Origin of the sequence: Robbsia andropogonis (genome assembly GCF_034047095.1) — a bacterium.
Classification (GTDB): domain Bacteria; phylum Pseudomonadota; class Gammaproteobacteria; order Burkholderiales; family Burkholderiaceae; genus Robbsia; species Robbsia andropogonis.
Genome location: NZ_CP139168.1, coordinates 38,367 through 54,792 on the forward strand (window position 1 = coordinate 38,367; position 16,426 = coordinate 54,792).

11 protein-coding genes and 2 pseudogenes are annotated in these 16,426 nt (G+C 60.9%); 12 read left to right on the plus strand and 1 reads right to left on the minus strand.

Annotation, left to right across the window (positions count from 1 at the left end):
* Nucleotides 1–196 precede the first annotated feature (196 nt).
* The 12 genes and pseudogenes from SJQ66_RS11895 to SJQ66_RS11950 all read left to right on the plus strand — a co-directional run bounded on the left by SJQ66_RS11895 (nucleotide 197) and on the right by SJQ66_RS11950 (nucleotide 15,208).
* Nucleotides 197–1,249: a PDDEXK nuclease domain-containing protein gene (locus SJQ66_RS11895; protein ID WP_046154652.1), complete on the plus strand. Its 1,053-nt coding sequence runs from the start codon at nucleotides 197–199 to the stop codon at nucleotides 1,247–1,249.
* Nucleotides 1,246–3,144 carry a site-specific integrase gene (locus SJQ66_RS11900; protein WP_320534382.1) on the plus strand — a complete coding sequence of 633 codons (1,899 nt, stop codon included), beginning with the start codon at nucleotides 1,246–1,248 and terminating at the stop codon, nucleotides 3,142–3,144. The genes SJQ66_RS11895 and SJQ66_RS11900 overlap by 4 nt, the downstream gene beginning before the upstream one ends.
* Before the next feature lie 97 nt (nucleotides 3,145–3,241).
* Nucleotides 3,242–3,796: pseudogene (locus SJQ66_RS11905) on the plus strand (YagU family protein).
* A 111-nt stretch (nucleotides 3,797–3,907) separates the two neighbouring features.
* Entirely contained in the window at nucleotides 3,908–4,321 is a 414-nt protein-coding gene (locus tag SJQ66_RS11910; protein ID WP_320534383.1) for a hypothetical protein, read from the plus strand.
* Between the two features lie 153 nt (nucleotides 4,322–4,474).
* On the plus strand, nucleotides 4,475–5,122 hold the full coding sequence (locus SJQ66_RS11915) for a hypothetical protein (protein ID WP_320533911.1): 648 nt from the start codon (nucleotides 4,475–4,477) through the stop codon (nucleotides 5,120–5,122).
* Complete coding sequence (locus tag SJQ66_RS11920; RefSeq protein ID WP_320533910.1) at nucleotides 5,097–6,992, plus strand: integrase; 1,896 nt, start codon at nucleotides 5,097–5,099, stop codon at nucleotides 6,990–6,992. The genes SJQ66_RS11915 and SJQ66_RS11920 overlap by 26 nt, the downstream gene beginning before the upstream one ends.
* 14 nt (nucleotides 6,993–7,006) lie before the next feature.
* Nucleotides 7,007–7,993, plus strand: coding sequence for an ATP-binding protein (locus tag SJQ66_RS11925; protein WP_320533909.1), 987 nt, complete (start codon nucleotides 7,007–7,009; stop codon nucleotides 7,991–7,993).
* Nucleotides 7,994–8,003: 10 nt separating this feature from the next.
* Nucleotides 8,004–9,449 (plus strand): hypothetical protein, encoded by a 1,446-nt coding sequence (locus SJQ66_RS11930; RefSeq protein ID WP_320533908.1) that lies wholly within the window; start codon nucleotides 8,004–8,006, stop codon nucleotides 9,447–9,449.
* 108 nt (nucleotides 9,450–9,557) lie between these two features.
* Complete coding sequence (locus SJQ66_RS11935) at nucleotides 9,558–11,219, plus strand: site-specific integrase (protein ID WP_320533907.1); 1,662 nt, start codon at nucleotides 9,558–9,560, stop codon at nucleotides 11,217–11,219.
* Nucleotides 11,220–11,239: 20 nt separating this feature from the next.
* Entirely contained in the window at nucleotides 11,240–13,918 is a 2,679-nt protein-coding gene (locus SJQ66_RS11940) for a DEAD/DEAH box helicase (RefSeq protein WP_320534384.1), read from the plus strand.
* Between the two features lie 18 nt (nucleotides 13,919–13,936).
* Nucleotides 13,937–14,947 carry a hypothetical protein gene (locus SJQ66_RS11945; protein ID WP_320533906.1) on the plus strand — a complete coding sequence of 337 codons (1,011 nt, stop codon included), beginning with the start codon at nucleotides 13,937–13,939 and terminating at the stop codon, nucleotides 14,945–14,947.
* Between the two features lie 195 nt (nucleotides 14,948–15,142).
* Nucleotides 15,143–15,208, plus strand: coding sequence for an SEC-C metal-binding domain-containing protein (locus SJQ66_RS11950; protein WP_320534411.1), 66 nt, complete (start codon nucleotides 15,143–15,145; stop codon nucleotides 15,206–15,208).
* Nucleotides 15,209–15,414: 206 nt separating this feature from the next.
* On the opposite strand, the pseudogene SJQ66_RS11955 reads toward SJQ66_RS11950, so the two are convergent.
* Nucleotides 15,415–16,305 (minus strand): annotated as a pseudogene (locus SJQ66_RS11955) (phage integrase family protein); the annotation flags it as partial.
* Between the last annotated feature and the right edge of the window lie 121 nt (nucleotides 16,306–16,426).

The window sequence follows — 16,426 nt, forward strand, 5'->3', positions numbered from 1 at the left end:
TTCTGATTATGATAATAATCATTAGTAGCAGATCGTTTCTCGGCCAAGCGGGCGGTGCTATTATTCGAGTTCGCCCTCGATGCGCCACACCGTGCTTCCCGCGGGTGCTCGCTCGACGCAAGCACGCCCCTCGGTGGGCGGTGATCTGGTGAAATCAACGCATATGAATAATCACACGCCGCACGGCGCCATCACTATGGATCACGATCTCATCTCCGATCATTATCGCCAGTGGCTTGCGGCGCTCAAGACACAGATCCACACGGCACAGCAACGCGCCTCACTCGCCGTCAACCGCGAGCTCGTTTTGCTGTACTGGCAGATCGGTCGAGACATTCGCAGGCAGCAAGCCGAGCAGGGGTGGGGTAGCAAGGTGATCGAGCGTCTTGCGCGAGACTTGCGGGCTGCTTTCCCGGATATGAAAGGTTTCTCCCGCGCAAACTTGATGTACATGCGCGCGTTTGCAGATGCCTGGCCAGAAGCGGCAATTGTCCAACAGGCTGTTGGACAATTGCCCTGGGGCCATAATCTGGTCTTGCTCTCCCGTCTTAAAGACCCGCAGTGGCGCCTCGCCTACGCTAACGGCGCGGTGGAACATGGTTGGTCACGCAGTGTGTTGACCTTGTACATCGAAGCGCAGACTCTGGAGCGGCAAGGCCGCGCTGTGACCAATTTCGCGCAGCGACTTCCCGCGCCCCAATCCGATCTCGCCCGTGAGTCATTGAAAGACCCGTATCGCTTTGATTTCCTCGGTTTGGGCGTTGATGCGCAAGAGCGGGCCATCGAGCAAGCGTTGGTGCAACACGTCACCGCGTTTTTGATCGAGTTGGGCGCAGGGTTCGCCTTCGTCGGCCGGCAAGTACCCATCGAGGTTGGCGGCGACGATTTTTTTATTGATCTACTCTTTTATCACCTCAAGCTGCGGTGCTACGTGGTCATCGAGCTCAAGGCCGGGGCGTTCAAACCCGAACATGTCGGCCAGTTAAATTTTTACATGAGCGCTGTCGACGAGCTGGTCAAGCATCCGGCCGATGAGCCAACCATCGGCTTGTTGCTGTGCAAAAGTAAGAATCGGGTTGTTGCCGAATATGCCTTACGTAACACGAGCAAGCCGATCGGCGTCGCAGAATATCAGTTAGTCAATTCTCTACCAGAGCGCCTCAAAACGAATCTCCCGAGCATCGAAGAGATCGAACTGGAGTTTGGCGCGGACGACACCTCGGACGAATCGGGCGCGCCAATACCGTGACGACCTCTGCGAAGTCATCTATTCGGACATCAACTCGCCAAGCCGACCGCCGACTGAGCTTGGCGCACTTCGCGTTCTATCGTGCTTATTTGGAGGGCCCGAGCGCGATCGACCTGCCAACGCTTGCCGATACCTATCTGGATTGCGGCCGCGATCCGCGGCGTGTCCGCAGCCTGGTGCGCTGGCTGCAGGACGAGCTCGCCGCTGCCGCACGCCGCACCGGCGATCGAGCGGCGATGCGGCTGCTGCGTTTGCCCAAGAGTCTGGGGCAGGAGGGCCACTCGGAGTCGGGCACACCATCGCTGGCTGAGTTTCGCGAGCAGGTCGACCCCCAGGAAGTCTTCGATGAAGCCGAATTGCTGGCTTTGTTTCGCGAGCAGTATCCCGAAGCCCACCCTTCTCGCCAGCTACGCCGCGGGCGCAGTCTTCACGCCAGGCGTCTTGACGCCCTGCGGCGCCTCGAACTATCCGTGGCCGAGGCGCCGGCCCTGCATCACGCCATTTCAGGATGGCTTGAGCCCACCACCGCCGCGCGCCTCGAGGCGGTGGGCCTCACGCGCTTGCAGCAGTTGATCGACGCCATCAACAGTCTTGGCCACCGTTGGTTCGTGAAAGTGCCCGGAATCGGCGCCGAGGGGGCAGGGCGCGTGGTGCGCTGGATTGAAGCGAACCGCGCCACGCTGGGTGCGTTGAGCATTCGTGCGATACAACCATTGCGGCAGGTGCCACGCGCCGCATTGATTGCCGAGCGCGTCGCGGCAAGCCCTTTCGCGCCGCTTGAGTTGCTGGATGTGCCGCAGGCGCTTTCAGGGGGGAGCGGGACGAACCGCGCCGCGCAAGGCCGCAATCAGACAGGGGCGCAGAACGATCTGGCCGCGATTCGCGCCTGGCTCGCGCTACACGAGCCGGATTCTCATACGTGGCGCTCTTACCGCACGCAGGCCGAGCGCTTGCTGCTGTGGGCCATTGTCGAGCGTGGTAAGCCGCTATCGTCCTTGGATGTCGCGGACATCACCGCCTATCGGACATTTTTGTTGGCGCCGCCCGAAAACTGGATCGGCCCACGCAAAACACAGCGGTGGTCACCGCATTGGCGGCCGTTCGCCGGGCCGTTGTCGCCGGCGAGCCGGGCGACCGCTTGTGCTGTTTTAAAAGCCTTGTTTCAGTGGCTCGTCGAGATGCGCTATCTCGACTTCAATCCGTGGACGGGTGTCAAAGCGAGCGCGGTGGAGCGAGAGGCGGTGCGCATCAAGGCTGATCACGCCTTGACGCGCGCCCAATGCGCTTACGTGCTCGGCCACATCGAACGGGATGCGGGAGACGCGATCGCCGAGCGTGCGCGCTTCATGTTCATCCTGGGTTGCTCGACGGGATTGCGGCTTGCCGAAATAGCCACCGCCACCCTCGGAGGATTGAACACCAAGTGGATTGACGACGAGATCGGCACCGCCTGGACACTTGATGTGATCGGCAAGCGCAGCAAAGCCCGTACGATCCCGATCCCCCGCAAAACGTTTGCGGCCTTGCAGCGATACTTGCGGGCAAGAGGTTTGCCGGAGGATCCGACGCGCAGTGATCCAACCACGCCGCTGATCGGCCGTGTCTCGGGCGAGGATTTGCGGCCGCTCGAACCGCGCTCATTGGCGCTGGCGTTCAAGCTGATATTTACCCGTGCCGCCGGGGCGTTGCTGCTTGAAGATCCGCACGCGGCCGCACGCTTGGCAAAAGCGTCGACGCATTGGCTGCGGCACACATTTGGCACGCGGGCCATCGAAGCGGGCACGCCACTAGACATCGTGCAGGAAAACCTTGGCCATGTCTCGCCGGCGACGACCTCCATCTATGTCACAACGGAATTGGATCGCCGCATTCGGGCGCTCGAGGAGGCGTTTTGATAAGATATCCTATATGTAAGAACATTCCCAACACTCTTACCTATTTTGCACCAGAATCTTTTATAGCGCTGTGGCCTTTTATGGAGAGAAATTCAGCATGGTGAACAATCTGGGTAATCGTAAAATCATCGTATGGGGCACGTTGCTGGGAGGCTTTTTCAGTTCTCTAGTGAAATCGGGTACGGAAGCGAATATGCCGCCCCGGGTACCGGGCGAATTGTCGCCGCCCGCAGCGAATATAGACGGCTGGTTAGGTGGCCTCGGCATCAACGCACATTCCCTGGATTATGCTTACCAGAGCGTGACAATTCCCGGTGCTGTCATGCTCTATCACTGGCTGTTCAGTTTCGCCTTTGCCTTTATCTACGTTGCCGGGGCTCGGTACTGGCCTAAAATCCGAATGGGATTCGGGGCGGGGTACGGCATCCTCATCACTTTGGTGATGCACGGTTTTCTGATTCCCGTGCTCGGATTCAGGCATCCTGTTTATGATCACGGCGCCATAGGATGGCTGTGGAAACTCAATGGGTACGAGTTTTGAAGCGAACTTATCGGTCATGTCTGCTGGTCGGTATCTATCGAGGTTTGCCTAATTTGCGTGCTCGCGATTTCCGGAAAACCGGTCAGCGGCGGATGGACACGCGCTGACTGATTGACACCAGAACCACCAGCGCTTCCTCTCGAACTCCGGCCCGATTCGACAGCATTTTGCACTCAAGGGTGTTGATTTGCACGGAAATCTGACCCCTGGGGTCAGATTTCCGTGCAAATCAACAGGCAGGGATATGGCAGCAGTCTGTGCGCACTCTGGGAGTCCTGTTCGGACAAAGGGATCACTCTGCCCCGTACCGATGCTGTTGCGGCTTCGTCGCTGTGTGAGGCCCGGCAAAAGCTTCCAGAAGCCATTTTTAAAACGCTCAACAACGAACTGATTTCACTGTGGCATGCTCACCGGGATACCCCGACCTGGAAAGGGCATCGCGTTTTCGCCATAGACGGCTCGAAAATCAATGCGCCCCGCAGCCTGCTGGAATACGTCTATAAAACTCCGCGGGAGACGACCCGGCATTACCCTTGCGGCATGGTGAGCGGCTTGTACAACCTGCAGGAACAACTGATCTACGATTTCGTACTGGTACCCCACAACGATGAACGCCGCTGTTGTCAAACGAACTAAACATGGAACCTTGATCTGGACTGAAACCCGCGCCAGACAGGCAACTCTCCGGTCTGAGTTCCAATTTTGTGTCAATTTTGATTGACTTAAAGTTGGAACTTCGCATGAAATTGAACTAAAGTTGAAGCATTCTGGACGTTCCAACTTTATGTCATGACCAGCCCGATTCCCTTGCCCATTCGGCGCCTTCCCAGACAGACCCTCCATCATGCCTGGGCACCAAAACTGCGACGTCCGATTCTTTTCTCCTCGGTAATGCAGCTTCGCCTGTGGATCATTCTTGAGGCAAATCCCGGGGTATCGAGCTACTGTGAGCGGCCTGCACTATCCGTCGAGGCCGTGACGGAGCCGTTAGCTGACTTCTGGATCATGCGTGACGGCAGGGAGCGGTGGCTGAGCGTTGATGATAGTGCCGACGCACAGGACGAAGCACACAAACCGCAACCCGCCGCGCTAACCGGCCGGTCCGCGCCAGATGTCGAAATCATTTCCACGAAGGAAATCGAACGTCATCGCATCTGGATCCAAAACTGGATGCTATTGCTTCCCTATCTGGCGACAGGTGCACATTTGATCGAACCTACATTGCTCGCGAACGTCGTCGAGTTTTTTGAACGTTCCGCGACAGTGGATGAAGCGGAACAGGGCTTTCCCCGTATCGACCCGGTGCTTGTCCGAACGGCGGTCATCGCCGGACTGCATGGCGGTCAGCTCATCAGTCCAGATCTGGTCACGCTTGCGTTCAGCCGGCACACACGGGTGAACCGATATCATCGTGAGCAAACGCATGATGCGCAGTGACATTCCCGAACAACTGGCAGATTGCAGCGCGTGGCCCGGGGTCGATCCATCGGCAATTGATCCTGCTCGCCTACTGGTCTACCAGAAACGCGAAGGTGCCATCCAGGCGTACCTGCGTGGCACGCCGCCTGCCGAGCTGAAGCGGCAGTTCGACATCAACCGGAGCACACTGACGCGGCTTCTGAAGCGGTGTCTTGCGCCCCATCCCGATGGCAGGATCCAGGGCTTTCGCGCGCTCATTCCGCATTCCCGAACGAAAAGCTACCGCCGTATTGCGCCAGCGATTCGGCGCTCACAGCGCGGGGGTCTTACTGGCGCCTTGGGGCAGTTGTTCGAACGGCTGCCTCAACTGGCCCAGATTCTGGAGCGCGAAGTCGGTGCTGGTACGCTAGGTATTGCAAAGAACGGAAGGCTCTATGGGCTACGAAATATTCAGTCAAAGCTGATCGCCGCCTGCCGGGAAGCCGGTCTGGGCACACAGGCCTATCCCTTCAGCCAGGATGAGATGGGATACCGGTCATTGGCGCGCTGGGTGAAACGCCGCCTCGAAGCGAGGGTACCGGTACGACGCATGGACAGTCGCGAGTGCGCCTGGGAAACCACCATCCGTCCGTTTTCCGTGGTTGAACTGGATGGCCACAAGCTGGACCTGCGGCTGAGGGTTCGTTTTACTGAACCCTCCGGCATCAGCGTCGATCTTGAAACGGAGCGTTTGTTTGTAGTTACGCTGATCGATGTCTGCACCCGCATCGTGCTAGGCTGGCAGGTCGTGCCCGCGCCCGAATACAACCACCACGATGTACTTGCGGCGATGCAGGACGCACTGCGTCCACGCCGCAAACGTGACCAGCTACTCATTACCGGGCTGACCTATCGTCCGGGGGCCGGTTTCGCGTCGGAAGCCTGCCCGGAAGTCGCCGGCGCATGCTGGGATGTCCTGAAAGTCGATAACGCGGCGGCACACTTGAGCGAGGAAACTTTCCTTCCGGCCTGCAGGTTCATCGGTTGCCGGCTGGAAGCCGGGCCTGTCGGGCAACCAACGACACGACCCTTCATCGAGCGTTTTTTCCTGACGCTGACGGACCGCATGTCCAGACAGGTGGTTGGCACCACCGGTCGCAACTCGGAGGATCCGGCGGGCAAGCGCGGCAGACGCGTAACCGTGGAACAGCTGATCACCCTGCCCGAGCTCGAGGAGTTGCTGGATGTGACCATCGCGAACTATCACGCAACGCCACACGACGGCCTGAACGGACGCACGCCGCTGGAAGCGCTGCAACTGGCCATCGACTATCAGCAGACTGCCGTGCGTACGTTGCCCCAGTTGCTGCGCGCCCGGCTGCACCAATTGCAACCGGTTCATCTGTGCGCGGTACGAGGCAGCGTGGCACGTGGCGTCGCGCCCTATATCAGCCTTTACGGCGCGAGGTACAGCAACGAGGTCCTGCAGCGCACGGCCGGGCTCAGCGGTGAAAAAATTCGCGTCTATCCGAATCCTGCCGACATGCGCGAGGCGTGGGCCTATTTGCCCAACGGTGCCGAGCTCGGCCATCTCAGCGTTCTTGAGGGCTGGCGCTACAGCCGGCATACCATGCGGGTGCGCAAGCATATCCTGCGACAGCGGCGGCTGGGCAAGCTCAAGTTTGCCGGCGAGCAGAATCCGGTACAGGTGTTCTCCGAAGCCCAGCGTAACATCAGAAAACGCGGCCGCAAACAGGCCACTGCCATCATGCAACTTTCGCAGCAGCCCGCAGATGACGGGCCGGATAGCGCGTCGGCGGTTGCGTCCCAGACGCCCACGCGTTGTCGCCAGGCAGATGTCGTGGTAATGCCCGTTGATCTGGGGGATCTGAAGGTACAAAACCGCTGACAGGGAGAACCTGCATGTCCGACGACATTCGCCGTCCCATCGCCTACGACGAACATCCGCTTTTCCGGCGCAAGTATCGGGTTCCCACGCCCTCCATCGCTGCCTTTCGCAAGCTCATCGATGAATGTCTGTTTCTCTACATCACCGGGGCTCTGATTCACGGTCGCCCCCGTATCGGGAAGACTTACGCCATCGAATTCCTGCGCCAGGATCTTGAACGGCGATATCCGAAAACCTCCGTGTATGTGTTGCGCTGCCCGCGCTCACAAACGGCCTCCGAGAACAACTTCTTTTCGGCACTGTTGCATGCCGTCAAGCATCCCGCGCAAAGCGGTGCGTCCCGGGCGGCACTGCGTGGGCGTCTGCTGCACAAGCTGCGACAGGTGGCCGAGAACAAGGGGGACGATCGTGTCATCCTGTTCGCAGACGAAGCGCAGAACCTGCGTGAAATCGAATACGAATGGCTGCGTGACCTGCACGATGAGATGGAGAGCAACGCGTTGCGGCTGTTCACTTTTCTAGTGGGGCAACCGCAGTTGCTCGCACAGAAGTCTGTCTTCCAGGCGCAGGACAAGCAGCAGATTGTAGCGCGATTCATGGTCGAGGAGCTCGCGTTTCGGGGTATTGTCAGTGCAGCCGAATGTGCGGCCGTTCTCGCGACCTATGACAGCGGCGAATGTCCCGCGAACTCGGGCTGGAGCTATGCGCGATTCTTCGTTCCCAGGGCGTACGCAGCGGGGCTGCGTCTGGCAGAATCTGCAACCCGTTTGTGGGATGCATTCGAGGACGCACACATCAAGGCGAATCTGGAAGGCCCGGTGGATGTGCCCATGAAATACTTCACCGCCTCGGTCGAAGCCGCGCTCCTGCTCGGTTCATCCCGCGACAGCGAAACCCTGAAGTTCGACACGCTCTTCTGGAACGAGATGGTCGAACAAAGTCGTTATGTGCTGGGGCAAAAGGCAGGTCGGCCGATACTGTCCGCCATCACACCGCGCTGAGCCTCGCGTCATGACTACCACGGTCGCTATACCGCCCGACTGGAGCGATCACGCCTGGCAACCGCTGGTGTTGCCTACGCATATTGACCAGGCGCGCTATACGACCCGTCCCGACTGGAGCAGCGATGGCGAATCCATGTGGATGCGGGTGTCGAAATTCTCGCTGTTCAACCGGCTGCCGCTGCACGCGCTGGCAAGCCTCGTTGCCGTACGCGCCAGTGAAGCCAGTAGTGGGGGCGTGGATTTTCGGCGTGCCGACCGGTTTGTTCCCTCCCGACTTTGTAGCCTGCTTGAGATTGCGGAGGCGGCCGTGCCGAACGGATTCTGTCTGCCCTCGGCCCACCCGGCACTGACATGGGCGGCCACCGAATTGCGCTATTGTCCCGGGTGTCTTGAACAGGGGTTTCACGCGGCGTGGTTTCAGTGGCGATTCGTCGAACGATGCCCGACACATGGGTCCCGCTTGCGCAGTGGCTGCCACAAATGCGCGGCGGTCATACCGTATGCGCTCGACAGCAGTCTGACAAGGCACCCTTTATCGTGCTCCCACTGCGGCACGTTCTGGGTGCGGCAACTCAATCGTCCCGCCGGCCGCTGCGTACCCGTCAAAGGCCGACTGGCCCGAATCTTCAAACGTTGGCAGATCCATCTCGCCGATGCGATGATGCCGGTCATCGCCACGCCGTTTCCGTCATGTGCTCCCGCCACCGGAAAAGTCGCGCGTCAACGGGCTGCAGGCATCGAGATCCGGATGACAGGACTAGCCCGCTGCATCCAGATGCTGAACCGGCTTTACGATGTACCGCCCCCCTCACTTGTGGAGCTATCCGGGCGGTATCGCGTCGAGCTCGACATGGTTGAAAAAATCCGACCTGCTCCGTCACCAGGCGAAGGCAGCGGAGCGGAAGTGATTGCCTGGGCCAGCGCCGACTGGCCGCATTTTGATAACGATTTTCGGGAATACGAGCGGGTTCTGAAGCATGTCGGTCGCGACCTCTTTGGGGATACCTGCCGGATTGCCCTGACGCGTCTACCCCTGCCAGACCGCTACGGCGCGATGGTCATCCACACCCAGGACGTGAATGCCGATCTGGCCACGGCGCTGGGCTGGTCAATCAGTTGGTACGGCTTCTCGCGCACATTCGCACCAGAACGCGAGCCCCACATGCCGGCCATGGGCCTGACCGGGTGGCTGGCCCATGCACCACACCGTCCCGCTGAATGTCCTCCTGAGCAGTGGAGGGAGCAGATGTCCGCGTGGCTGGCGCACGATCTGGCCAGATCCGCCCGCGCGTGGACGCGCATCGTGCGGTTCATGCGTGCCCGAGAAAAATATCTGTTTCACGCGCTACTCATGCGACCGGCAGAACTGGCGCGCCTGCACTCGCCTTTTCAGGACGGTACACCATCCTGTTACACTCGAAAAAATTTCGAAGAAATCGATGTAGTGAGATAATTCACGTTATCGCGTTATTCATTTTTTGGATGAAAAGTTAACACCATCGAAACGCGTCACCCCCAGGAGCCCGCAGGGCAGGGTTTCCCCGATGTCGACGAGCTCGCCATGCTTCGCGCCTGGTACGCAGGCCTGTCCTCGCGCGCAGCCATGGCCCGCTACCTGGGCGGGCGCAGGGCGGCAGGGGAATCGTCGAGGGGTCTCATAGGCGACATCCGCCGGCAACTGATTGCCTTTGCGCATAGCCGGCATCGCCCCGATCTGGCAGCCGTCTTCGAGCATACGACCACACAACGACACGCTCGGGCGGACACGGTCGAGCGCACGATCAGGATGCTTGGCTCGTTGCCTTTGCCGCAACCGCAAGTGACTGACGACGTCGCGCTGTGGTTTGCGCCGCGCACAGTGCGGGCGCTGCATGCTCACGGCATCCGCACACTCACGGATCTGACGGTACGCATTCCCCGCCGGCGCCAGTGGTGGACCAGGATCAGGGGGCTCGGAGCGAGCAGCGCTCGGGCCATCGAAGCGTTTTTCGCGGCGCGCCCAGCCTTGACTGAGCGTGCCCGCGCATTGATCACGCTTACGCACCCAGCCGGTATCGCGCCGTGGGAGCAGCTACGGCTGCCGCATGAAGTCGACGGTTCGCAGGGCACGTTGCGCGGCGCCCCGCGCGAGACCTGCACGCTCAATGCCACGAACGACTACGAAGCCGTGCAGGCGTGGCTCGCGCTGCACGAGACCGTCACGACGCAGCGCGCCTACCGCAAGGAAGCCGAGCGCCTGATTCTCTGGGCCCTCGTTGAGCGGGGCCGCGCGTTCTCGTCGCTAACAACTGATGACGCGATTGCATACCGGACGTTTGTACGGCGCCCCTCGCCACGTGAGCGGTGGGTTGGTCCGCCGCGCCCGCGCGATTCTGTCGAATGGCGCCCCTTCACGGGCGGCCTGTCGGCGCGCTCGACCGCCTACGCACTCACGGTCCTCTCGGCGCTGTATCGATGGCTCATCGAGCAGCGCTACGTACTGGCCAACCCCTTTGCCGGCATCAAGGTGCGCGGTACAGCCCTGCGCCCCGAGCTCGACACTGCGCGCGGCTTCACCGAAGGCGAGTGGCTGCTGCTGCGGGCCATTGCAGACGGTCTCGAATGGTCGTATGGCTGGTCCGCGCCTGCTGCACGGAGGCTGCGCTTCCTGCTCGACTTCGGCTACGCGACGGGCCTGCGAGCAAGCGAACTCGTCGGTGCCGTGCTGCGCGACATCCGTCCTGACGGGCACGGCGACCCCTGGCTTCACCTCATTGGCAAAGGCAGCAAACCCGGCAGGGTGACGTTACCGCCGCTGGCCACCGATGCGCTTGATCAATATCTGCTTGAACGAAGCCTGCCGGTCTCACGGGAGCGCTGGAACCCGGCCACTCCAATCCTCGCCGGCCTTGGCGAGCATGAGGACGCAGGTATTACGGGCGCGCATCTGTGGCGCGTCATGCGCCGGTTTTTTAGGGAAGCCGCTGGCGTACTTGAGGGAGAGCATCCGCTCCTGGCAGAAAAACTGCGCCGCGCGAGTCCGCACTGGATGCGCCACACGCATGCGACTCACGCACTCGGTCGCGGCGCGGAGCTGACGAGCGTACGTGAGAACCTGCGCCATTCGTCCATCTCAACGACCTCGATGTACCTGCGCGCAGACGACCTCAGGCGCTCCCGGCAGTTCGCTGAGGCCTTCGGGCGTTGCATCGGGAAACCGCGGACACAGTCTGATTTGCAGTGAAACCTGCCCCTTCGATCATCATGTCTTCGATCAATACGGATCATCTTGCTCCCACCGTTACGCCCGCAGGTCATCTTCTTGCTATGCCGCAAACCGATGCGCCCCCCGTGCCGGAAGACATCGCGCTCGACCGCGCTTTCCAGGCCGGAGCAGGCCACGGCCTGCTCCATCTCGGCAGCACAGTAATCGGGCGGGCATTGCCCCCCGCCTGGGGCTGGTGGCGGGACTTTGCCATGCGTTACGTCACCGTGTTATGCACGACGCTCACCGACGGGAACATCGCAGTCATCGAACCGAACGCCAAGGACATCGGAAAGATGATCGAGGATGCGCCGCCCATGACGGGCGCCGAATATCTCACGCCGGAAGTGCTCGCGGCACTGTGGCGCGAGATCGGCAACGCCCTGCGCCAGGAGCTGGCCAGCGCGGGTGGCTCGCTTCAGGCATTTCTCAAATCGCGTCACCCCACCTGGAATCTGGTGGGCCGGGTTCACTTCAATCTTGCCGAGAACCGGAAAGACCCGGACGCCCCCTTCGCCTTTCTGGCCACCTATACGACGCGCGTCTCGGCGCATGGCAAGACCCAGCATCAGCCCCTGTCGCGCTCGCTCGAGGAATTCTCCGGCGCGCGCAACAAGGCACAGCTTCTTTCGCTGCTGGGTCCTGTTCAGCAGGCGGCCGAACGCTGCGACTGGGTGCGCGCGTTGCTTGAGTCGCGCGAGATCTATCATCCGTTGCGCTGGACGCCCACCGAGGCCTGGCACCTGCTCCAGGATTTGCCGGCACTCGAGGCCGCCGGCATCATTGTCCGGCTACCCGGTACGTGGACGACGGGTCGTCCCGCGAGGCCGGGCGTCACGGCCAGCGTGGGCACGAAACCGCCGTCGCTCGTCGGCAAGGATGCCTTGCTTGATTTCAACGTCGCGGTCTCGCTCGAGGGCGAACTATTAAGCCCCGCCGAAGTACGGACACTGCTGAAGGGTGCCGACGGTCTACAGTGGATCCGAGGACGCTGGATCGAGGTGGATACCCATAGGCTCGGCCGTCTTCTGCAACGCTTCGAAGATCTCGGGCGGGCCGCACAATCGGGGCTGCCATTCAACGACGCGCTACGCCTGCTGGCCGGCGTATCGGGCGATGAGGCCGATGTGCAGGAAGAGCACGACTGGGCACAAGTCGTCGCCGGATCCTGGCTGGCCGAAACCCTTCAGAACCTGCGTCAGCCGCAAGGCCTGGCGCACGTCGAACCCGGCCCCGGGCTGCGCACGCAGCTTCGGCCTTACCAGCAGGCGGGCGTGCAGTGGCTCTACCTGCTCAGCCGCCTCGAACTGGGCGCGTGTCTGGCAGACGACATGGGGCTCGGCAAAACGATCCAGGTCCTCGCGCTGCTCCTGATCCTGAAGCGCGAACAGCCCGCTCCGCAGCCAAGCCTGCTCGTCGCGCCGGCCTCCCTGCTGGCCAACTGGGCCTGGGAAGCCGAACGGTTTGCGCCCGGTCTGCGTGTCTTAGTCGCCCACCCCTCCGTCACGCCCACCGAGGTCCTGCGCGACCTCGATGAGGCGAAGCTCGCCCAAACCGACCTCGTCATCACCAGTTTCGGCGCGCTGCTTCGCCAGCCTGCGCTCGAGAGGATCCGTTGGCGTCTTGCGATCATCGACGAAGCACAGGCCATCAAGAACCCCGCGGCTAGGCAAACCCGGCAGGTCAAGAAGCTTCAGGCTCAGGCGCGCATCGCCCTGACCGGCACCCCTGTCGAAAACCGCCTCTCGGACTTGTGGTCCATCTTCGATTTCACGCATCCGGGCCTGCTGGGCTCGGCGAAGGATTTTGCCGGATTCAGCAAGCGTCTCGCGAAAGCCGGACACTTCGGTCCGCTTCGCTCGCTTGTGCGACCATACATCCTGCGCCGCCTGAAGACGGACAGGAACGTCATTGCCGATCTCCCTGAAAAAACCGAGCTTAAGGCCTGGTGCCACCTGAGCCCGTTTCAGGCCGCGCTGTACGAGCGCGCGGTCAATGACCTGGCCGCTGCGCTCGACGGGGCAGAAGGCATTGAGCGCAAAGGGCTCGTATTGAGCTACCTGATGCGTTTCAAGCAGATATGCAACCATCCGTCCCAGTGGCTCGGCGATGCGGCATGGAAGCCTGAGGCCAGTGGTAAATTTGCGCGTCTGCGGGAACTGGTCGAGGTGATTGCCGCGAAGCAGGAGAAGGTACTGGTATTCACTCAGTTTCGCGAAACCACCGAGCCCCTGGCCGCATTTTTGGGATCACTGTTTGGCCGCGAAGGTTTGATCCTGCATGGCGGCACCCCTGTCGGCAAGCGGCGCGAACTGGTCAGGCAATTTCAGGAAGACGAATTGACGCCCTTCTTTGTGCTGTCGCTCAAGGCAGGGGGAGCGGGGCTGAATCTGACTGCGGCTTCCCACGTGATTCATTTCGATCGCTGGTGGAATCCGGCCGTAGAAAATCAGGCGACAGACCGGGCCTTTCGCATCGGCCAGCGCCGCAACGTGCTGGTGCACAAGTTCGTCTGCCGGGGCACCGTTGAGGATCGGATCGACCAGTTGATCGAAACGAAACAACAGTTGGTGACGGATGTGCTCGAAGGCGGAGCGGAGCTGCTGCTCACTGAAATGAGCGATCGGGAGTTGCTGGATCTCGTCAGGCTCGATATACATTCCGCTCAGGAAAACTGATCACAAAGAGTGAGTCCAATGGGTTATTACGGTGGGTGGAAACCTTACGTTCCGGTGGCTGAGCGCCGACGAAAAGCTGCAAAGCTGGTCGCGAAAACCGTCAAGGCCGGCAAGACACTGTCGCCGATCCCGCCGTATCGCGGCGCCATCGCGAAAACCTTCTGGGGCAAGACGTGGTGCGATAATCTGGAGGGCTACAGCGACTACGGTAACCGCTTGCCGCGCGGGCGCACCTACGTGCGCAACGGATCGGTGGTCGATTTGCAGATCACTTCAGGAAAAGTCCATGCGCAGGTCATGGGCTCGAGCCTCTACACGGTCAATGTCGACGTCGCCGCGTGCACCCCTCAACACTGGCGTACGCTGGTCGACGGCTGTACGTCATCGATCGATTCCATGGTCGAGCTGCTGCAGGGCAAGCTCTCGGGTGCGGTAATGGAACGGATTTGCAAGCTAGGCACGGGACTGTTTCCGACACCGAAAGAAATCCGGTTCGATTGCGGCTGCCCGGACTGGGCGTCGATGTGCAAGCATGTTGCCGCAGTGCTGTATGGCGTAGGCGCACGGCTCGACCAGCAGCCCGAACTGCTCTTCACGCTGCGGGGTGTGGATGCCACCGATCTCATCAGCAGCACGGGGGCCGGATTGTCCGCAGCGGGAACCGCGCCCGCGTCGGGCAAGGTCCTCAAGGACGCGGCCCTGGGCGACGTCTTCGGTATCGAGATTGACACCGGGCCGCTCGCCGCACCACCTGTCACCCGCAAACGGACAGGCAGGCAGTCCGCCCCGCGAACGGACCGGGTTGCCAAACCATCGCCGCCAGAGAAACCGGCATCGAGCGCAAAATCGACCTCGAAAGGCAAAGAGGCGACGCCCAGGGCGGTAGTCAAATCCATCGCTGCCACAAAACCGGCTGGCAAAGCGCGTGGAGATACGCCGAAAGCGATCCGCTCAACCGCCTCGCAAAAATCGCCCACACGCTCGCCTGCGACGCAGCGGTCCCCGCAAAAAGCAAAAGCATCCAGATGAAGACAAAGTCATGGTCACCGTCAAATATGATGATCTTTCCTCGGCCTTCGAACTTCGTCCGCTATGCATCTCGCCCAACTCTGGGCCGCATTCTGTCAGCAGCATCCGCGATGTTTCGAGTGTTTCGCGCATCGCGACACGTTCATGAAGACGGCGGGCGAGCACATCCTTGTGCCCGTGAAGAACGAACCGAAGATGGGCAGAAACGATCCATGCCCATGTGGATCGGGGAGGAAGTACAAGAAGTGCTGTGGCTCGTGACCAACTGAACCCAGTGAATCCCAGTGGCTCGTGGAGTGAAGTCATACGAGCTCCGTGCGATCATCGATTGTTCCGAAGAGTTTCATCTTTACGTCAATTGACCGAAAACCGTTGTGACATAAGGCTCACTCCCTCCGATTGCGTTGCCGAATCGAAAAAGTCTCGACTTTAGTACAATTTCGTACCAACTTTAGTTCGTTTGACAACAGTGCCCCCGTAAACGGCCGCCATTCGGGCGACGATCGTGGCCGCGCGGGTGCAACCCAGCGAGCGCGGGGCGCGGGGTGGCGCAGGAAGGCACGCCAGGCCGCCGCATCCTCGCTGGTCAGTGACGATAACGCCTTGCCGCGTTCGACAATGCCCCACAACAGCAGCCGTTCTGCCTCGCGGCGGTAGGCGCGCTGCGTGTCACGGGCTTCGTGCCGTTCGAGCCACGCGTTGATGGCCTGCCAGTCGTTATCGGCCTCGAGCGCGCACATGGATTTCGGCGCACGAAAAAGGCCGCGCGAACCATCGACTTCGCGTGGTACGAGGATGTTTTCCCACGGCACCACACCCTCGGGGGATGTAACGGCAACCAGTGCGCGCGCCCGCTCGGTGAGCGCGGGATGAGCCGCAAAGAATGCTTCGATACAGCGTGCGCTGCGCTCGCCGAGTCCGGCCACCGGAAGCCACCAGCGCCGCCGGCGGGGGATGCGTACGGTCAGATCGGCGAGCGTATGGATACCGTGCCGATGCAGGACTGCTACAACCCGTGCCGGTAGCCAGACGTCGACCTGGTCAGAGACCTGAGGTTGTGGGATCTGCAGCGATGGCAGTATATCAAGCGCCCGGCTGGCCGCCTTGCGATAAGACTCACGTTCATCCGCGGGACACTGGAAGAGTCTGGCCACATCCTCGCGATGCCGACTGAGGGCAAATTCGACGATCTGCCGGCGAATGCGGCCGATTACGCCGCGTGCTGACGTACCGTCCCCGAGCGCTTCAGGTTGATAGCGCTCGACAGCCTCACGCGAACCCATGCCAGCGTACCACGCGCGCAGCACGGATAACGACGGGGTATCGGGAAATGTGAAGGATGGGTCTATGTTCGGCATCTTTCGATTATAGATACGACAGCGCGATGGTGTGCCAGCCAGGTGAGACGCGTTTTGCAAAACGGAAGTTTTAGTATAAAACAGAAGTCTATCGCTAATAAGCCTTAGCGATAGACATTCG